Origin of the sequence: Actinoplanes sp. NPDC051851 (genome assembly GCF_040681165.1) — a bacterium.
Classification (GTDB): Bacteria; Actinomycetota; Actinomycetes; order Mycobacteriales; family Micromonosporaceae; genus Actinoplanes.
Genome location: NZ_JBFAYF010000001.1, coordinates 429,473 through 446,834, shown reverse-complemented (window position 1 = coordinate 446,834; position 17,362 = coordinate 429,473). Strand labels below are relative to the sequence as shown.

General features: G+C 70.0%; 17 protein-coding genes and 1 tRNA gene. 10 read left to right on the top strand and 8 right to left on the bottom strand.

Annotation, left to right across the window (positions count from 1 at the left end; all coding sequences use genetic code 11):
• Window positions 1–6: 6 nt before the first annotated feature.
• Window positions 7–1,866: an acyl-CoA dehydrogenase gene (locus tag AB0M08_RS02085; RefSeq protein ID WP_364486874.1), complete on the bottom strand. Its 1,860-nt coding sequence runs from the start codon at window positions 1,864–1,866 to the stop codon at window positions 7–9.
• Between the two features lie 285 nt (window positions 1,867–2,151).
• On the opposite strand from AB0M08_RS02085, the gene AB0M08_RS02080 reads away from it, so the two are divergent.
• Window positions 2,152–2,304, top strand: a complete 153-nt coding sequence (locus AB0M08_RS02080; protein ID WP_364486871.1) for a hypothetical protein — start codon at window positions 2,152–2,154, stop codon at window positions 2,302–2,304.
• Between the two features lie 9 nt (window positions 2,305–2,313).
• Here the strand turns inward: AB0M08_RS02080 and AB0M08_RS02075 are convergent, their stop codons facing one another.
• Window positions 2,314–3,459, bottom strand: coding sequence for a PP2C family protein-serine/threonine phosphatase (locus AB0M08_RS02075; protein ID WP_364486868.1), 1,146 nt, complete (start codon window positions 3,457–3,459; stop codon window positions 2,314–2,316).
• Window positions 3,460–3,583: 124 nt separating this feature from the next.
• Here AB0M08_RS02075 and AB0M08_RS02070 point away from each other — a divergent pair, with 124 nt between their 5' ends.
• The gene (locus tag AB0M08_RS02070) at window positions 3,584–4,126 is read left to right on the top strand and encodes a phosphoribosyltransferase (RefSeq protein ID WP_364486865.1); all 543 of its coding nucleotides are present in this window, start codon (window positions 3,584–3,586) and stop codon (window positions 4,124–4,126) included.
• A gap of 59 nt (window positions 4,127–4,185) precedes the next feature.
• On the opposite strand, the gene AB0M08_RS02065 is transcribed toward AB0M08_RS02070, so the two are convergent.
• On the bottom strand, window positions 4,186–4,464 hold the full coding sequence (locus tag AB0M08_RS02065) for a YciI family protein (RefSeq protein WP_364487141.1): 279 nt from the start codon (window positions 4,462–4,464) through the stop codon (window positions 4,186–4,188).
• A 193-nt stretch (window positions 4,465–4,657) separates the two neighbouring features.
• Here AB0M08_RS02065 and AB0M08_RS02060 point away from each other — a divergent pair, with 193 nt between their 5' ends.
• On the top strand, window positions 4,658–5,131 hold the full coding sequence (locus tag AB0M08_RS02060; protein WP_364486862.1) for a YcxB family protein: 474 nt from the start codon (window positions 4,658–4,660) through the stop codon (window positions 5,129–5,131).
• Between the two features lie 148 nt (window positions 5,132–5,279).
• Here AB0M08_RS02060 and dcd read toward each other — a convergent pair whose 3' ends face one another.
• A complete protein-coding gene (dcd, locus tag AB0M08_RS02055) occupies window positions 5,280–5,858 on the bottom strand; it encodes a dCTP deaminase (RefSeq protein WP_364486859.1) in 579 nt (192 codons plus the stop codon).
• A gap of 85 nt (window positions 5,859–5,943) precedes the next feature.
• Between dcd and AB0M08_RS02050 the strand changes: the two genes are divergently transcribed.
• From AB0M08_RS02050 to AB0M08_RS02040, 3 genes are all read left to right on the top strand, one after another.
• On the top strand, window positions 5,944–6,450 hold the full coding sequence (locus AB0M08_RS02050) for a pyridoxamine 5'-phosphate oxidase family protein (protein WP_364486856.1): 507 nt from the start codon (window positions 5,944–5,946) through the stop codon (window positions 6,448–6,450).
• A 53-nt stretch (window positions 6,451–6,503) separates the two neighbouring features.
• A tRNA-Gly gene (locus AB0M08_RS02045) sits at window positions 6,504–6,574 on the top strand.
• A 535-nt stretch (window positions 6,575–7,109) separates the two neighbouring features.
• Window positions 7,110–7,886 (top strand): LamG-like jellyroll fold domain-containing protein, encoded by a 777-nt coding sequence (locus tag AB0M08_RS02040; protein ID WP_364486853.1) that lies wholly within the window; start codon window positions 7,110–7,112, stop codon window positions 7,884–7,886.
• A gap of 83 nt (window positions 7,887–7,969) precedes the next feature.
• On the opposite strand, the gene AB0M08_RS02035 is transcribed toward AB0M08_RS02040, so the two are convergent.
• Together AB0M08_RS02035 and AB0M08_RS02030 are read right to left on the bottom strand one after the other, a co-directional pair.
• Window positions 7,970–9,013, bottom strand: coding sequence for a hemolysin family protein (locus AB0M08_RS02035; RefSeq protein WP_364486850.1), 1,044 nt, complete (start codon window positions 9,011–9,013; stop codon window positions 7,970–7,972).
• Window positions 9,006–10,340 carry a hemolysin family protein gene (locus AB0M08_RS02030; protein WP_364486847.1) on the bottom strand — a complete coding sequence of 445 codons (1,335 nt, stop codon included), beginning with the start codon at window positions 10,338–10,340 and terminating at the stop codon, window positions 9,006–9,008. Before AB0M08_RS02030 ends, AB0M08_RS02035 begins: the two co-directional genes overlap by 8 nt.
• Before the next feature lie 86 nt (window positions 10,341–10,426).
• On the opposite strand from AB0M08_RS02030, the gene AB0M08_RS02025 reads away from it, so the two are divergent.
• A complete protein-coding gene (locus tag AB0M08_RS02025; protein WP_364486844.1) occupies window positions 10,427–11,089 on the top strand; it encodes a GPP34 family phosphoprotein in 663 nt (220 codons plus the stop codon).
• 51 nt (window positions 11,090–11,140) lie between these two features.
• Here AB0M08_RS02025 and AB0M08_RS02020 read toward each other — a convergent pair whose 3' ends face one another.
• Window positions 11,141–13,288 (bottom strand): (Fe-S)-binding protein, encoded by a 2,148-nt coding sequence (locus tag AB0M08_RS02020; protein ID WP_364486841.1) that lies wholly within the window; start codon window positions 13,286–13,288, stop codon window positions 11,141–11,143.
• Window positions 13,289–13,484: 196 nt separating this feature from the next.
• Entirely contained in the window at window positions 13,485–13,748 is a 264-nt protein-coding gene (locus AB0M08_RS02015; protein ID WP_364486838.1) for a cell division protein CrgA, read from the bottom strand.
• Between the two features lie 234 nt (window positions 13,749–13,982).
• Between AB0M08_RS02015 and AB0M08_RS02010 the strand changes: the two genes are divergently transcribed.
• Genes AB0M08_RS02010 through AB0M08_RS02000 form a run of 3 tightly spaced genes read left to right on the top strand, consistent with a single transcriptional unit; the run spans window position 13,983 to window position 17,361 of the window.
• Entirely contained in the window at window positions 13,983–14,753 is a 771-nt protein-coding gene (locus tag AB0M08_RS02010; protein ID WP_364486835.1) for a DUF881 domain-containing protein, read from the top strand.
• Window positions 14,753–17,050, top strand: coding sequence for a class E sortase (locus AB0M08_RS02005; RefSeq protein ID WP_364486832.1), 2,298 nt, complete (start codon window positions 14,753–14,755; stop codon window positions 17,048–17,050). Before AB0M08_RS02010 ends, AB0M08_RS02005 begins: the two co-directional genes overlap by 1 nt.
• The gene (locus AB0M08_RS02000) at window positions 17,050–17,361 is read left to right on the top strand and encodes a hypothetical protein (RefSeq protein WP_364486829.1); all 312 of its coding nucleotides are present in this window, start codon (window positions 17,050–17,052) and stop codon (window positions 17,359–17,361) included. The genes AB0M08_RS02005 and AB0M08_RS02000 overlap by 1 nt, the downstream gene beginning before the upstream one ends.
• Window position 17,362 lies beyond the last annotated feature (1 nt).

The window sequence follows — 17,362 nt, the reverse complement described above, 5'->3', positions numbered from 1 at the left end:
AGCGGCTCAGAACGCGTCCTCGTCCAGGTCCATCAGGTCGAGGTTGGTGTTCTCGATGATCCGGCGGTCGGCGCCGATCCGGGGCAGCACCTCGCGGACGAAGAAGCGGGACGCCGCGACCTTGCCGGTGTAGAAGCTCTTGTCCGCGTCGGAGAGGCCCTCGTTGCCCAGGGCGGCCAGCGCGACCTCGGCCTGCCGCAGGAGCAGCCAGGCGAGGACCACGTCGCCGAGGGCGAGCAGGATCCGGCGGGAGGTGAGACCGATCTTGTACAGCTCGCGGCTCTCGCCGTTCTGCACCGCGCCCAGCCAGTTCATCGTGGTACCGAGGATCTGCTGCAGCTCGCCGAGCGCCTTGCCGAGGCCGAGGCGCTCCTCCTTGAGCTGACCGTTGCCGGCCTCGCTCTCCACGAAGCCCTGGATCTCGGCGGCCACCGTGCCGAGCGCCCGCCCGTTGTCCTTGACGATCTTCCGGAAGATCAGGTCGAGGCTCTGGATCGCGGTGGTGCCCTCGTACAGGGTGTCGATCTTCGCGTCCCGGACGTACTGCTCCAGCGGGTAGTCCTGGAGGAAGCCGGAACCGCCGAAGGTCTGCAGCGACTCGTGGCCGAGCAGCTCGTACGCCCGCTCCGAGCCGACGCCCTTGACCAGCGGGAGCAGGAAGTCGTTGACGCCGGCCGCCTTCTTGGCCGCCTTCGCGTCACCCGCCGCCTCAGCGATCGCGACCTTGTCCTGCCAGGTCGCGGTGTAGATCACCAGGGCACGCAGGGCCTCGGCGTACGACTTCTGCAGCATCAGCGACCGGCGTACGTCCGGGTGGTGGGTGATGGTCACCCGCGGCGCGGCCTTGTCGGTGTTCTGTACCAGGTCGGCGCCCTGTACGCGGTTCTTCGCGTACTCCAGCGCGTTTAGGTAGCCGGTGGAGAGGGTGGCGATCGCCTTGGTGCCGACCATCATCCGGGCGTACTCGATGATCATGAACATCTGGCGGATGCCCTGGTGCACGTCGCCGAGCAGCCAGCCCTTGGCCGGGGTGCCGTGCTCGCCGAAGGTCATCTCGCAGGTGTTCGAGACCTTGAGGCCCATCTTGTGCTCGACGTTGGTGGCGTAGGCGCCGTTCCGCTCGCCGAGCTCGCCGGTCGCCGGGTCGAAGTGGTACTTCGGCACGATGAAGAGCGAGAGGCCCTTGGTGCCCGGTCCGCCGGCGCCCTCGACACCCACCGGGCGGGCGAGGACGTAGTGGATGATGTTGTCGGTGAGGTCGTGCTCACCCGAGGTGATGAAGCGCTTCACGCCCTCGATGTGCCACGAGCCGTCCGGCTGCGGGATCGCCCGGGCGCGGCCGGCGCCGACGTCCGAACCGGCGTCCGGCTCGGTCAGCACCATGGTCGAGCCCCACTGCTTCTCGACGAAGAGCTTGGCCCACTCCTTCTGCTCCTCGGTGCCCTCGGTCCACACCACGTGGGCGAAGGACGGGCCGGAGGAGTACATCCAGACCGGGGCGTTGGCGCCCAGGATCTGCTCGGCGATCGCCCAGTAGAGCGGCCGGGGGGCGTAGGTGCCACCGAGGCCGGACGGCAGGTCGAGCCGCCAGAACTCGGACGCCATGAACGTCTCGTACGACTTCTTGAACGACTCCGGCAGCGGGGCCGTGTTCGTCGCCGGGTCGAACACGGGCGGATTGCGGTCGGCCTCGGTGTAGCTGGCCGCGACGTCCTCGCGTGCCAGCCGGTTCACCTCGGCGAGCACGTCCCGTGCGGTGTCCGCGTCGATCTCGTCAAACGGCGCCTGGCCGAACGACTTCTCCGCTCCGAAGACCTCGAACAGGTTGAACTGGAGGTCCCGAAGGTTGCTCTTGTAGTGAGTCATTGGTGTTGGCCCCGCTCTCCGGACGCGAGTTACCCGTCAGTAACTAGCACTGTATTACTGATCGGTAGGTAGCGACAACCCGGGCAGGGTTCTTTGGCCGACCCACCCGCCTGGGGGAGGTGTCCGCCGGTTCAGGGGACCTGGGCCTCCGATCAGTAGTCACCAGGATGGCCGTTCGGCCATTTGCCGTCTTCGACCCCGGAACCACGTATCGCATACCAAAGAACTTCGTTGCTTCGGATAGACGGTGAAGAACGTTTCACCGCAAGCATCGAGGGGGCGCTGATGTTCGCCACGATCAAGAACCTGATTCCCGAGCCGCGCCAGGCCAACCAGCCTCGTGGCTACGTCGGCCGGCACCGGCAGCCCGAGCCGGTCCCACCGGTACCTGCCCCGGCCCCCACCGTCCCGGCCGAGCCGGACGAGAACGCCGCCTGACCTCTCCGGTCAGCTTCCGGCGGCGCCGACCTCCCAACTCGGTACGGGCAACGTGGCCCCGCCGTCGGGACCGGCGTACTCCAGCAGCACCAGCGCGATGTCGTCCTCGAGCCGCCCGCGGACCCAGTCCACCAGCGCGGTCTCCAGGGACGCCAGCCCGTCGCCGACCGTGCCGTGGCCCAGCAGGCGCCACGCGCGGTCGGCGGTCGGGAAGAACTCACCCTCCCGGCGCGCCTCACCGAGGCCGTCGGTGAACAGCAGCAGACGGTCGCCCGGCTCCAGCCGCTCCACCCGGGCCTTCACCTCGGGCATGAACCCGAGCGGGGGCGCGGGGGCCGGCGGCTCCAGCGGGATCACGTTTCCCCGGCGCAACAGCAGCGGCGCCGGATGTCCACAGTTGACGATGGTCAGCGTGCCGCCGCGCTCCTCGACCAGGGCCGCGGTCACGAAGTCCTCGTCGCCGACGCTGCGGGCCACCGCCCGGTCCAGGTCCGCCACGATCGTCTTGAGGTCGGCCCGCTCGTACGCCACGTGCCGGTACGACCCCAGCACGATGCTCGCCAGGCGAACCGCGTCCAGACCCTTGCCCCGGACGTCACCGATGATGATCCGGACCCCGTACGGCGTGCTCAGCGCCTCGTACAGGTCGCCGCCGATGTCGGCCGCCGCGGTCGCCGAGATGTACCGCCCGGCCACCGCGAGCGAACCCACCTGGGGCCCGAGCGGGCGCAGCACCGCCTGCTGGGCGACCGAGGCCAGGCGCAGCAGCTCGGCGATCCGGTCGGCCTGCCGCTGACGGAGGGTGGCGCCACCCGCCGCGATGCCGGTCGCCAGCATGATGCCGAGCAGGTTGACCAGTCCGGTGATCCCCGGCTCACCGGTGGTACCGGCCGAGTCGGCGGCGCCCACGAAGGCCGCACCGGCCAGGGTGGCCACCACACCGGCCCCGAGCACGAACTGCCACATCGCGAAGACGGCGGCCACGAACGGCACGGCCGCGAGGAGTCCGACGTAGTGTGCGTGCGGCCCGTCCGTCAGTTCCACGGCGGACACGACCGCGAGCAGCGCGACGGCCGCGCCGAGACCGGCGCGGTTCCCTGGACTCATCGGGCGGCGGCCCGGCGCGAAGGTAGGCATGGTTCCGCGGAACAGCATGCCCGATCGACGTGACGTCCGGCATCAACTTGACCCCTTGTCTGACCAGGTTCTGACCACCCGGCAGTTCCGGCGTCATTCGGTCGGTCCAGAAAGGGCGGCGCGCCGGTGACACGATGTCCTGGTGAACGACGATCTCCGTGACCGGCTGCGCGCCGAGTTCCGCTGGACCGACCCCGGCCCACCCAGCGAATATCTGGTGAGCGACCGCTCCGGCTGGTGGCGCGATCCGCGGATTCTCGACGGTGTCGGCCCGGCCCTCGCGGACTTCTTCCGCGCCGAGCGCCCCACCGTGGTCATCTCGCCGGAGGTCACCGGATTCCTGCTGGGGCCGCTGGTGGCACGGGCCCTCGGGGTCGGCTTCGTGGAGGCGTACCGGGCCGGCGCCCGTCGCCCGATCGCCGAGCCGATGATCTGGGCCGAGGTGCCCGCCGACCATCGAGGCGACGTTCAACATCTCGGGGTACGCAGCCGCCTGCTCACTCCGAGCGACCGGGTCCTGATCGTGGACGACTGGGCCTCGACCGGCGCCCAGGCACGCGGCCTGCGCTCGCTGGTCGGTGACCGCTACGTCGGCACCGCCGTGATCGTCGACGAGTGCCCGCCCGCCGTCACCGCCGAGCTGCGCATCCGCGGCCTGCTGACCGGCGACGATCTGGCCCCGTAACGCCGTGTGGACACCGGGCGCCCGGCCCGGTGTCCACACTGTTTCGTATCGGTTTCGGATCAGTATCGACGCTGGTATCCCGCCAGCTCGCCGCGGCTGATCACCCAGCCGGTCGCCGCGTACGTCGCCAGCCCCTGCACCACGTACGGGTCCTGTGACATGACTTCCTGCGCCTCGGCCTCGGTGTCCACGTCCAGCAGCACGATGCCGCCGGCCGGCGGGTCCTGCCGCCCGGCCGTCACCGACAGTCCGCGCTCCTCCAGCCCCGCGAGGAACGCGACATGCTGCTCCCGCACGAGGTCAACCTCGGCCAACGGCTTCTGGTACGTCGAGATCATCAGATACACGCCGCCATCGTATGACCCACCCGACCGGCTCGGCGGCGCGACGGCCCGGCCCGCCCGCCGCCTGCTCGCGTTCTCGCCTGCTCGCCGGCTCTCCGAAAGCCCGTCGCCGGCTGACCGAGTGCCGCCGGCTCCTCGGCCGTCCGGCTGGTGTCGATTTGCCCCGGACGAAAGCTACTTTTCAGACATGCATCTTCAGGTCACCGCGGTTCCCGACCCCACGCTGATCGCGGCCGCCACCCGACGGCGGCTACGCGGGCCGATCCTCGTCACCCGCGCTGCCGGCTGGACGCTGCTCGGTGTGGCGTTGCTCACCGAGCTGGTCACCGGGCGTCTCCCCATGGGGCTCGTGGTGACCGGCGCACTGGTGGCCGTGCTGGCCCCGATGATGCTCCTCAACCACACCGCGCGGCGCTCCCTGCGCAACGGGCGGCTCACCACGTACGAGATCAGCGACGGCGGCGTCGCGCAGTCGAGCGAGAGCGGGCGTCACTCGTACGCGTGGACCGCCTTTGATCGGGTTGAGACCCTGCGCGGGCAATTGCTGTTCGGGTTGCGCACCGGCCGCTGGATCCGGATACCGACCCGGGGCCTCAGCCCGGTCGAGATCACCGAGATCCTGGACACCGCGACGGCTCGGGGCCTCCAGGTCCGCCGCTGACCCCAGCGCACCCCGCGAAGGCCCTCAGACAAGCCTCAGCGCCACCAGGAACGCCCCGACGAGCCCCGACCGCGCACCCGACCTCCCCACACCGTCACGCGGCGGCCCTGCCGAGCATCGCGTGTCCGGGTCTGATCAAGCCAGGACGTCAGCGGGTCGACCACGTGCGGAAGTTCAGCGCCGAGCGGCTGGCCGTCGGGCCACGCTGGCCCTGGTACCGCGAGCCGTAGACCGCCGATCCGTACGGGTGGTCGGCCGGGCTGGAGAGCCGGAAGATGCAGAGCTGACCGATCTTCATCCCCGGCCAGAGCTTGATCGGCAGATTCGCCACATTCGAGAGTTCCAGCGTCACGTGCCCGGAGAAGCCCGGGTCGATGAAGCCGGCCGTCGAGTGGGTGAGCAGACCCAGGCGCCCCAGACTGCTCTTACCCTCGAGCCGCGCCGCGAGCTGCTGACCGATCGAGATCACCTCAAGCGTCGACGCGAGCACGAACTCACCCGGGTGCAACACGAACGGCTGACCGTCCTCGACCTCCACCTCGGCGGTCAGGTCGTCCTGCTGCTCGGCCGGGTCGATGTGGGTGTAGAGGTGGTTGTTGAACACTCGGAAGAACCGGTCCAACCGCACATCGATGCTGGACGGCTGCATGAGCGCAGGCTCGAACGGCTCCAACGAGAGATCGCCCGACTTGATCTCGGAGACCAGGTCACGGTCGGAGAGCAGCATCGCAACACCATACCGAGCCTGCATCAATCGACGGCACCGGCGTGTTCAGTGGCCCCCTCGAACACATGTTCGATAAGATACCCGCATGGCTTCCTGGTCCGATTTCTCCGCCGCCGAGCCGTCGCTCGCCGCCGGCATCCGAGCGCTCCTCCAGCAGTACGGTCCCGGCATGGGCTACCTCGCGACGGTCCGCCCCGACGGCGGCCCCCGGCTGCACCCGGTCTCCCCGGTCTTCGCCGCCGCCGGCCTCTACTGCTTCCTCGTCGACTCACCCAAACGGCGCGACCTCGACCGCGACGACCGCTACGCCCTCCACTCGTACCCTCCCGAGGAGAACGACGACGAGGCCTACTTGACCGGCCGCGCCCACCGCGTCCGCGACCCGCTCACCATCGCCCACCTCGCCGGCGCCCTGCACGCCTCCACCGAGGTCGACTGGCAGCTGTACGAGCTGACCGTCGAGCGCGCCACCCTGCGCCGCCACGGCCCCACCGGCGCCCTGCCGCTCGCCGTCAGCCCCCTGCTCGCACCCCAGTCCGAGACGTGGCGCGAGCCTCGCCAGTCAGCCCGTTCCCTGGCGATAGCAAGCTGACTGCGGGGCGGTCGCGCCACAGAGCCGGATAATCAGGTACAGTGGGGCCGCTTGCGGGTGTAGTTCAATGGCAGAACATCAGCTTCCCAAGCTGACAGCGCGGGTTCGATTCCCGTCACCCGCTCAGAGGCGGAGGTCCGTGTTCGCGGGAAGCGCGAACCGGGCCTCTTCGCATTTTTCCTGGGGGCCGAGCCCCCAGACCCCGCGTTGCGGTGGTTGCGCTCACCCCCTGCGGTGGCTGCGCTCGCCCCCTACGGTGGTTACGCTCACCCCCTGCGATGGTTGCGCTCGCTCGCCCTGTCCCTGCGGCGAGTACGCCCGCTTACTCCGGCCCGTGCGGTGGCTGCGCCCGCACACTCCGGCCCTGCGGCGAGTACGCGCATACCCCGTTCCGTGTGGTGGCTGCGCTTGGCTCACTCCGGCCCGTGTGGTGGCTGTGCCTGCGTCAGCTCAAGTCCGTGTTCTGAAGTCGCGACGCCCGCGGGGGTGTGGACCGGGTTCGTCTACGGCAGGGCGCGGACGAGTGGTGTTTTTTCGGGGCGGTGGGTCGAAGATGGGGTGGGAGTTGCAATACGGACAATAAGCGCATGCCTTATACCCGGCGGAGCGCTGGAGTTGTCGGAGTCCTGTTGGCGATCATGCTTTTGGGCTGCGTTCTGGTGTTGAAGACGCCCGGGAAGGCGTTGCCGGCGTATCACCTGACGGCGTTGCCGTCGCCCGGGGTGCTGGGGAATGTGGCGGCGTTCTCGGCGCCGATCCGGCCGGGGAAGGCGAAAGTGAAGGTCGCTCGTGCGGCCGTGGTCGTGCGGTACGACTTCGACGAAGGGGTCGGGCGACCGATTCTGGACGGGACCGGACGGCACGAGCTGCGGCCGCTGGGGCAGAACGGCGGGCAGCTGCGGCTGGTCCCGGAGGGCGCCGGGCTGGCCGTCGCGTACCCGGACCGGTGCATTATGGCCCTGGACGAGAAGTGCCCGCGGGCGATCCTCGAAGGGCAGCGGGACGACAGCCTGAACCCGGGCCGACGGCCGCTGCGGTACGGGGCCTCGATCCGGATGACGCACGCCGATCTCGCCGACGGGGCCAACGTGTTCCAAAAGGGATACTCGGTGGGCGGGGTCAGCCAGTTCAAGCTGCAGGTCGACCACCGGGAAGGGCACCCGAGCTGTGTCATCGCCGGGAACGAGGCGCGGATCTATCGGGCCGAGCCGCAGGTCGACGTGGCGGACGGGCAGTGGCACGGCCTGGAGTGCCGGCGGACGACCAACCGGCTCGCGGTGTTGATCGACGGGGAGGTCCGGGCCTCGGTGCCGGTGCCTCCGACGCTCTCCATCGCCAACGCGGAGCCGCTCCGGGTCGGCGGCAAGGGGCCCAGCCGGGGCAATGACCAGTACGCCGGCGAGATCGACGACGTCTTCCTGGAGATCGGCGCCTGAGCCGGGATCAGCGGATGCGGGCGGGATCAGCGGGTGCGGGCGGGATCAGCGGGTGCGGGCGGGATCAGCGGGTGCGGGTGGGATCAGCGGGTGCGGGCGGGCTGAGTCCCGGACGGGCGCGCGGGCTCGCCGACGACCGCGTGCAGGACGTCGTCGAGGGTGATCACGCCGAGCGGGCGGCGGCCGTCGCTGACCAGGACGATGTGCAGGCGATCGCGGCGCATGGTGAGCAGCAGGTCGGCGAGGCTGCGCTCCGGGGCGACCACGGCGAGCGGCCTGATCACCTCGGCGGGGATCGGCAGGCGCCGCTGCGGTCCGGCGTACCCCAGAACGTCCTTGACGTGCACGAAGCCCAGCACCCGGCGAGTGTCGCGCTGGACCACCGGGAAGCGTGACCGGGCGCTGCGGGTGGCCACCGCCTCCAGGGTGGCCGGGGAGACGTCGGCGGCCACCGTCGTCACCCGCGACCAGGGCAGCAGCGTGTCGGCGGCGGTCCGGCTGCTCAGGTCGAGCGCGGCGTGGATCCGGGCGTACTGCTCGGAGCCGAGCAGGCCCTCGCTGCGCGCCTGGGTGACCATCCCGGCCAGTTCCTCGGCGGTGAAGACGGTCTTCACCGCGTCGGTGGCCTCGATCTTCCAGAGCTTGAGGACCGTACGCGAGGCCCAGCGCATCGCGATCAGCAGCGGCTTGGTCAGCGTGCAGAAGGCCAGCATGAACGGCCCGAGGATCAGCGCGGAGCGCTCCGGGCCGGCCAGCGTGATGTTCTTCGGGACCATCTCGCCGACCACCGTGTGCAGGAAGACCACGACCATCAGGGCCAGCACGAACGCGACCGGATGGATCATGTTCGTCGGCAGGCCGATCGAGTGGAACGGGTCCTCGAGCAGCTGAGCCAGGGCCGGCTCGGCGATCGCACCGAGGGCCAGCGAGCAGATCGTGATGCCGAGTTGGGCGCCGGCGATCATCAGCGGGATCTGGCTCATCGCGGAGAGCGCCCAGCGGGCCGCCTGCGACGTCGCGGCGAGCGGTTCCAGGGCCGTACGCCGGGACGCGATCAGCGCGAACTCGCCGCCGACGAAGAGCCCGTTGCCGAGCAGCAGCACCACGGTGACTATGAGCTCAGTCATCGGCCGGCTCCGGCGGCGCGACGACCCGCACCTGCTCGATCCGGTGCCGGTCGACCTCCATCACGGTGAACTCCCACCCGTGCTCCTCCAACGACTCGCCGACCACCGGGATATGACCGAGACGGGCGAGCAGAAAACCGGCGAGTGTCTCGTACGGCCCCTCGGGCAGCACGAACCCGGTCTGCTCGGTCACCTCGTCCTCGCGGAGCAACCCGTCCACCAGGAACGTCTTCTCCCCGCCCGGCGCGGTCAGCTCGCTGGTGCCGGTCTCGTCGAGGTCGGTGTCGTACTCGTCGGCGATCTCGCCGACCAACTCCTCGATCAGGTCCTCGACGGTGACCACGCCGTCGGTGCCGCCGTACTCGTCCACCACGATCGCCAGGTCGGCGTCGGCGGCCCGGAGAGCGGCCAGCACCCTGTCGAGGCTCAGGCTCTCCGGTACCAGGACCGGCTCCCGGGCCAGGGCGGAGACCTTGGTGGCCGCGCGGCGCTCGGGTGGCACCCCGAGGGCGTCGTTCACCCCGGCCACCCCGGTCACCACGTCCAGGGTGTCCTCGTACACCGGAAAGCGGGTGTGCCCGGTCTCCCGGGCGATGGTGATCAGATCGGCGACGCTGGCACTGGTCTTGATCCCGACCACGTCGACCCGGGGCGTCATCGCCTTGGCGGCGCGCTTCTCACCGAATCGGATGGTCCGGCGCATCAGGGTCGCGGTCTCGGCCGGCAGCGCGCCGGCTCGGGCGCTGATCGCGGCGAGCAGGCCGAGCTCCTCCGGGGAACGGGCGCTGGCCAGCTCCTCCTGCGGCTCGATGCCGAGACGGCGGACCAGCCAGTTCGCCGTGCCGTTGAGCGCGGCGATCAGCCACTTGAACAGGGTCGAGAAGCCGCGCAGCGGCGCGGCGGTGATCAGCGCGATGCCCATCGGCCGGGCCAGCGCCGCGTTCTTCGGCACCAGCTCACCGAAGAGCATCGAGACCAGGGTCGCGATCACCAGGGCCAGCACGTCGGTCACGGTCTCGGTGGCGGAACCGGCGAGCGGCTCGATCGCCGGTGTGATCAGCTCGGAGAGCGCCGGCTCGGCCAGACGGCCGGTGAGCAGCGCGGTCAGTGTGATGCCCAGCTGCGCGCCGGAGAGCTGGAAGGAGAGTCCGTGCAGCGCGTTGCGGACCGTCCGGGCCCGGCGGTCGCCGGCCTGGGCGCGCTGGTCGATCTCCGCCCGGTCGACGGTGACCAGCCCGAACTCGGCGGCCACAAAAAACGCGTTGCCCACCGTGAGCAGCGCGAAGGCCGCCAACGGGAGCACCGCGGTCAGGAGCAGGCCGTCCATGATCGCTTCACCTCGGGACTCATTCTGCCGGACCGGGACCGTTCGGTACTAACCCTGTGGATGACAGGGGGACCTACCGTCGAGTCATGAGCCTCCTTGACGAGTTCGCACTCCTCGGGCACGACGACGAGGGTCGCAAGATCATCGACGGCACCCGGCTCGACTACGGGCTCGGTGGAGCGTTGTTGCTGGAACTGGCCCTGTCCGGCCGCATCGACGTGGTCGGGAAGAAGGTGGTCGTCATCGATCCGGCGCCCACCGGCGACGCCCTGGTCGACGACGCGCTGGCGCGGATCCGGAGCGACTCTCACGATCGCAAACCCGGACATTGGCTCGGAAAATTTGCCAAAGGTACCCGCGAAAGTGTTCTGAGTCACCTGGTCGCCGCCGAGGTCCTGCGGGTCGAGCGCGGCACCGTGCTCGCGGTCTTCCCCCGGACGAGGTACCCCGCCGCCGACGGCACGGAACCGGCGCTGGAGGCCGACGCCCGCCGGCGGATGCGCGCCGCGATCCTGGACGGTGGCGCGGTCGACCCGCGGACCGCGGCACTCTGCTCGCTGGTCGCGGCGACCGAGATGGATCGCAAGATCTTCGCCGACCTGGACCGGCGCCTGGTGAAGGCCCGGCTCAAGGAGATCAGCGAGGGCTCCTGGGCGGCGGTCGCCGTACGGAAGGCGCTCCAGGAGATCCAGTCGGCGATCATCGCGGGCGCGGTCGCCGCGTCCACGGCGGCGGTGATCAGCTCGTAGGCGACACGGAGACGGCCGGCCGCGTGACGCGACCGGCCGTTCACCGGAGGATCAGGCTTCCTGCTTGAGCGAGCGCAGCAGGACGGTCGCCACGTCCACGACCTCGACCTCCTCCTGCTTGCCCTTCCCGGTCACCCCGTCGCCGATCATCGTGTAGCAGAACGGGCAGCCGACCGCGATCGTCTTCGCGCCGGTGGCCAGGGCCTCCTCGGTCCGCTCCACGTTGATCCGCTTGCCGATCCGCTCCTCCATCCACATCCGGGCGCCACCGGCGCCGCAGCAGAAGGAGCGCTCGGAGTTCCGCGGCATCTCGACGAAATTGGCCGTCTGCCCGAGCACCTCACGGGGCGCGTCGAAGACCCGGTTGTGCCGGCCGAGGTAGCACGGGTCGTGGTAGGTCACGTCACCGTCGATCGGCTGGACCGGCGTCAGCTTGCCCTCCTTGACGAGGTGCGCCAGCAGCTGGGTGTGGTGGACCACCTCGACCTCGAGGCCGAGCTGCTCGTACTCGTTGCCGAGGGTGTTGAAGCAGTGCGGGCAGGTCGCCACGATCCGCTTGACCTTCTTGTCGCCGAACGCCTCGGTGAGCGTCTCGACGTTCTGCTGGGCGAGCATCTGGAAGATGAACTCGTTGCCGATCCGCCGGGCCGGGTCGCCGGTGCAGGTCTCGCCCTCGCCGAGGATCGCGTACTTGACCCCGGCCTCGTGCAGCAGCGTGGCGACCGCGCGGGTGGTCTTCTTGGCCCGGTCCTCGAACGCGCCGGCGCAGCCGACCCAGAACAGGTAGTCGAAGTCCTCGGTCTCGCCGACCCGGGGCACCTCGAAGTCCAGGCCCTTGGTCCAGTCCTCCCGGGTGTTCTGCGGCGCGCCCCACGGGTTGCCCTTGTTCTCCAGGTTGCGCAGCATGACGCCGGCCTCGGAGGGGAACGAGGACTCGATCAGCACCTGGTAACGGCGCATGTCGACGATGTGGTCGATGTGCTCGATGTCGACCGGGCACTGCTCGACGCAGGCGCCGCAGGTGGTGCAGGACCAGAGCACGTCCGGGTCGATCACGCCGTTCTCGTCGACGCCACCGATCAGCGGGCGGTCGCCCTCGGCCAGCGCGAGGACGTCCATGTGCGCCAGCTGCGCCTCGGTCGCCTTCTCCTCACCGGTCAGGTCCTTGCCACCACCGGCGAGAAGATAGGGAGCCTTCGCGTACGCGTGATCGCGAAGCGAGAGCACCAGCAGCTTCGGCGACAGCGGCTTGGCGGTGTTCCACGCCGGGCACTGGGACTGGCAACGGCCACACTCGGTGCACGTGGAGAAGTCGAGCAGCCCCTTCCAGGTGAACTGCTCCACCTGGGCGACGCCGAACAGGTCCTTCTCCGGGTCGGCCTCCTCGAAGTCGAGGGGTTTGCCCTCGCTCATCATCGGCTTCAGCGCGCCCAGACCACTGCCCGCGGGCTTCTCCGGGCTGCGCTTGAAGAAGATGTTGAAGAACGCCAGGAACCGGTGCCACGCCACACCCATCGTCGGGTTCAGCGAGATCGTGATCAGCCAGCCCATCGAGATGAGCAGCTTGATCAGCGCCACCCAGGTCGGCCCGTCGTGCCACTCCGGCATGACCGAGCCGATCGCGTGCGACAGCGGGGCCGCCCACACCGGGTAGGGGAACGTGCCGTTGGCGACCTTCAGGCCACGGATCAGGAACCCGCAGACCAGCACGCCCACGATGATCGACTCGACGAAGTACGCCTGCCACATCGTCGAGCCCAGGAACCGGGAGCGTTTGACCGCACCGGGCTTCTGCCGCTGCCGTACGAAGATCAGGTAGCCGATGCCGATCGTGCCGAGGATCCCGAACCACTCGGTGACCAGCCCGAAGATCGACCAGGGGCCGATGATCGGCAGCTCACCGTGCGGCGTGACCACCTCGAAGTACGCCTCGAGCACCAGCGACGACAGGATGATGAAGGAGAACATCACGAACCAGTGGGCCGCGCCGATCGCGCTCCACTTGAGCATCCGCGTGTGCCCGACCGACTCCTTCAGCAGGGTCTTGGTCCGGGTCCCCTTGTCGGTGAACCGCTCCGGGGCCGGTTGCCCCTGACGGATCACCGCGGTGATCGTGAGGACGGCTCGCACCGCCAGGGCGACGGCCACCACCGTGACCGCCCCCGCTAAGACGGTAGAGATGATCTGCGCGATGCCCATATCAGCGTGTGCCTCCTCGGTCGGCTATGCGCCAGCCTATGTTACCCACGAGTAATAGACGGGCGCGCGCCGCAGGTCAAGGAGTGCGCCCCTGCGCCCGTCCAGAACCGGCGCTCACCGAAAGCGCACCCCACGCCAGGCGGGGGTGCGCTCGGTTTGGAAGAATTTCACGTATCCGCATTAAGCGGACACGGGCTCAACGCCAGCGGGACAGCAGACCCAGCGACGCGACCATGCAGCCGAACCCGACCGCGAGGTTCCAGTACCGCCAGCTCTCCACCGGGTACGCCTGCGACGAGAGGTAGTAGACGACCAGCCAGCCGATACCGAGCACGATCAGGGTCACCGCGGTGGCCGGCAGCCAGACGGGACTCGGCTTCTTGGACGCCGCTGTCACCGCGGGGCGGATGTCCGACGGCGGGGTGTAGACCTTCTTCTTGCGAACCTGTGACTTCGGCACGGATCTCTCCTGAGGGCAACAAGTGGTGAACAACCCACCGCTGAGCGGCTCCGGAAGTCCCGAATGCTGCCCGTGGCGAATACTGTTCGCCAGCTAGCGTAGTCAAGGCTGCGCACAGAGAGGCACCCGCCGGGGCGAGAAAATAAACCGGCGCCGGTTCGTGAGGGAGGCTGAGTGGTCTTTCTACGTGGACGCGAGGGGCGGAACGCCGCTCGCGACTCCTCCTGGAAACCCATGCTACGACGCCTGGCCGGCGGTCTCCGGCCGCGCCGGAGCGGACGGAGATCCGTCTGGTCCGCCGGCGTGCCGTTGATCGCGCTCGCGGCCGGGCTGCTCTTCACGACATCGGCGACGACTGCCGACGGTACGGCACTCCGGGACGACCGCAGGCCGCAATTGACACAGCTGATCGCCGACAAGCGGACCCGGCTGGCGGACAGCGAGAAGCGTGCCGCCGAGCTGCGCGCCGAGGTCGACCAGGAGGCGGCCCGGTACGCCGAGGTCGGCTCGCCGGTCGAGAGCGCCCGGGAGAAGGCCGACGCGGCCCAGCAGGCCGCCGGCTTCACGGCCCTGCACGGCCCCGGTCTCACCGTGACGCTCAACGACTCGCCGCGTCGGGGATCCGACTTCGGCGACAACGCACCGGACAATGACGATCTTGTGGTGCATCAGGGCGACGTACAGGCCGTGGTGAACGCTCTCTGGGCTGGTGGAGCCGAAGGTATGACGATCATGGATGTCCGTGTGATCTCGACAAGCGCGGTACGCTGTGTCGGCAATACGCTCCTCCTTCACGGCCAGGTCTTCTCGCCTCCATTCAAGATCACCGCAATCGGCGAACCCACAGCGATGAGTCGTGCGTTGGAGTCCGCAGAAGGAGTCAGGCAGTTCCGCGAGGCCGTCGCCGACTTCGGGCTCGGCTACACGGAAAAGGTGGAGAAGGACGTGACAGTGCGGGCGTACGACGGGTCGACCGACCTCCGATCCGCGCAGGCAGCCGAGTGATGGTGCCGCCCGCGGAGTACCCAGGGGGAACGTCAGGATCGGGGCGGCATCGCGCCCCCGACGCCGACGCCCAGACGGCTTACATCCCCCGGATCACCGACGCGTCGCCGGACGGCGTGCCCGGTGGTCCCCTCGCGCCCCCGGTCGGGCTCGGCGAGAGCGTCGGCGTGGGCGCGCCGCCCACCCGCTACCCGACGCGGACCCGGTCCAGCCGGAGCGCCGCGCCGCAGCCGGAGCCGATCACGCCGGACCCGGGTGCAGCCGACCGGTCCGGTTCTGATCACCCGGCCTCGTCCGGGCAGGGCACCGCCGAGTGGGCCACGGTGCCGGCCGAGCCCGCGGCGGACACCGCGATACTCCAGACGGACGCGGCCACTGCGCAGCGGATTCAGGACGCGACGAAGGAATCGGGCGCCGGGCGTACCGAAATCGGGGTCGATGCGGTGAGCGCGGCCGCAGCCGCGGCACGGAGATGGAACGGCACTCCGCCCGCGTCCGCACCCACCACTGCCGGCCCGGCGGCCGGCTCCGCGACCGGTGGGAATTTCACGTTCTTCGGTGGCGACGCCGCGAAGGCGGCCGAGACCGCCCAGGCCGACCCGACACCCCAGCCCACGACACCCCAGCCCACGGCGTCCCAGCCCCAGCCCGCGGCGCAACAACCCCCGGTGCAGCAGCCGCAGGCGACGGCACAGCAGCCCTGGGATCCGAGCGCGACCAGCAAGATCGAGGTACCAGGCGGCGCGAACGCGGTGACCGGCGGCGCGAACGCGGCGCCCACCGCGGCCTGGCCGACGACGCAGGCCGAGAACCGGCAGGGCCCGAAGTCGGAGGAGGCCGCGGCCCTCGCCGCCTGGGCCGCCAAGCAGGCCTCGAAGCAGCCCGCCCCGCCCACGCCACCCGCCCCACCGGCGGCTTCGCCCGCTATCGCCCAGCCGACGGCCGCGATGCCGCAGGCGACTCCGGCCGCTGCCGCACCCACCGCGGCGTGGCCCGCCACGCAGCAGGGCGCCCGCCAGCCCGCCTGGAACGCCCCAGAGGCGACGAACCAGCCGTCCCGGCACTCGACCTGGCCCGTGACCGATTCAGAACGCACAGGCCCGATCAGCCCCGCCACGTCGGCACCCACCGCGCTGACCCCGGCCGTAACCCCGTCGGCCGCGTCGGCACCGACCACGCTGACCCCGGCCGTGACGCCGTCGGCCGCGTCGGCGCCGACCACGCTGACCCCCACCATCACGCCGCCGGCCGCCCCGCCGGTGGTCAAGCGGGACTCCAGCGAGACCCAGATCATCCGCACCATCGACGCGCCCACCGGCCTGCTCCCGGCGATCCCGGCCGGCGGAGCGCTCCCCGGCAAGCTGACCGCCCTGCCACCCGGCAGCGCGGCTCAGGCGGCCCGGGACTCGGCCGGCCCGGAGGCGGTCCTCGGCGCGGCGACGGTCGACCCGGCGAACCCCACGGTCCGCTCCGGCAACCCGGACGAGGCGGAGGCCGCGATGGCCGCAGAGCCGCAGCCCAAGCGCGGCGAGAAGGTCGTCAAGCTGCGCCCGGAGCAGACCGGCGAGGGCTACAAGAGCGTCTACTCCGAGCTCACCCGCCCGACCACCGGCTCCCGGATCCGCACCGGCATCCGCGGCGCCGGTGAACTGATGATCACGTTCGGTCTGATCGTGCTGCTCTTCGCCGGGTACGAGGTCTTCGGCAACTCGGCCAAGGTGCAGTCCGAGCAGGACCACCTCGCCCAGGAGCTGGACCAGGCCTGGTCCGACCCGACGGTGTCGCCGAGCGCCAGCACGATCAAGGCGCCCGCCGCCCCCGGCGAGAGCCTGGTCGGCCGCCTCTACATCCCGAAGCTGGACAAGGAGTGGGTGGTCGTCGACGGCGTCACACCGGACGACATCCGGTACGCCCCCGGCCACTACCCGGAGACCGCCCAGCCCGGCCAGATCGGCAACTTCTCGGTCGCCGGCCACCGGATCAAGAAGATCTTCTGGCGGATCGACGAGCTCACCGACGGTGACGTGATCGGCGTGGAGACCCGGGACAGCTGGTACGTCTACAAGGTCTACGGCCAGCAGATCGTGAAGCCGAACCAGGTCGAGGTGGTCGCCCCGGTGCCGAACAAGCCGAACGAGACCCCGACCAAGGCCCTGCTGACACTCACCACCTGCAACCCGAAGTTCAACAACTACCAGCGCCTGATCGTGCACGCCGAGCTGGTGGAGACGGTGGCCCGGGATTCGACGCTGCCCGACGCCGGGATGCCCGCCGAGATGAAGACGAAGGCCGGCTGATGTACGCCTGGATCTGGCGCAAGCTCCCCGGAAACCTCTGGGCCAAGCTCAGCACCTCGGTCGTCACGCTCACCGCGATCGTCGCCCTGCTCTGGTACGTGGTCTTCCCCTGGGCCACCCCGCTGCTGCCGTTCGACGACGTCCAGGTCACCAGCGGTGACGGGACCTCGCAGGAGGAGGGCGGCCTGGTCAACCCGAGCAGCGACCCCAGCGAGAACGACTCGGCCGTGGACCCGGACGCCTCGGCACCGGACGCGATCCCGTACAACACCGCCTCCAACGATTCCAACCCCGGGCTAGCAGGTGACTGAC

Excerpts from the sequence above, each read along its gene's own strand:
- AB0M08_RS02085 (WP_364486874.1), bottom strand. The coding sequence starts at position 1,866 with ATGACTCACTACAAGAGCAACCTTCGGGACCTCCAGTTCAACCTGTTC.
- AB0M08_RS02080 (WP_364486871.1), top strand. The coding sequence starts at position 2,152 with ATGTTCGCCACGATCAAGAACCTGATTCCCGAGCCGCGCCAGGCCAAC.
- AB0M08_RS02075 (WP_364486868.1), bottom strand. The coding sequence starts at position 3,459 with ATGCTGTTCCGCGGAACCATGCCTACCTTCGCGCCGGGCCGCCGCCCG.
- AB0M08_RS02065 (WP_364487141.1), bottom strand. The coding sequence starts at position 4,464 with ATGATCTCGACGTACCAGAAGCCGTTGGCCGAGGTTGACCTCGTGCGG.
- AB0M08_RS02060 (WP_364486862.1), top strand. The coding sequence starts at position 4,658 with ATGCATCTTCAGGTCACCGCGGTTCCCGACCCCACGCTGATCGCGGCC.
- dcd (WP_364486859.1), bottom strand. The coding sequence starts at position 5,858 with ATGCTGCTCTCCGACCGTGACCTGGTCTCCGAGATCAAGTCGGGCGAT.
- AB0M08_RS02050 (WP_364486856.1), top strand. The coding sequence starts at position 5,944 with ATGGCTTCCTGGTCCGATTTCTCCGCCGCCGAGCCGTCGCTCGCCGCC.
- AB0M08_RS02035 (WP_364486850.1), bottom strand. The coding sequence starts at position 9,013 with ATGACTGAGCTCATAGTCACCGTGGTGCTGCTGCTCGGCAACGGGCTC.
- AB0M08_RS02030 (WP_364486847.1), bottom strand. The coding sequence starts at position 10,340 with ATGGACGGCCTGCTCCTGACCGCGGTGCTCCCGTTGGCGGCCTTCGCG.
- AB0M08_RS02025 (WP_364486844.1), top strand. The coding sequence starts at position 10,427 with ATGAGCCTCCTTGACGAGTTCGCACTCCTCGGGCACGACGACGAGGGT.
- AB0M08_RS02020 (WP_364486841.1), bottom strand. The coding sequence starts at position 13,288 with ATGGGCATCGCGCAGATCATCTCTACCGTCTTAGCGGGGGCGGTCACG.
- AB0M08_RS02010 (WP_364486835.1), top strand. The coding sequence starts at position 13,983 with ATGCTACGACGCCTGGCCGGCGGTCTCCGGCCGCGCCGGAGCGGACGG.
- AB0M08_RS02005 (WP_364486832.1), top strand. The coding sequence starts at position 14,753 with ATGGTGCCGCCCGCGGAGTACCCAGGGGGAACGTCAGGATCGGGGCGG.
- AB0M08_RS02000 (WP_364486829.1), top strand. The coding sequence starts at position 17,050 with ATGTACGCCTGGATCTGGCGCAAGCTCCCCGGAAACCTCTGGGCCAAG.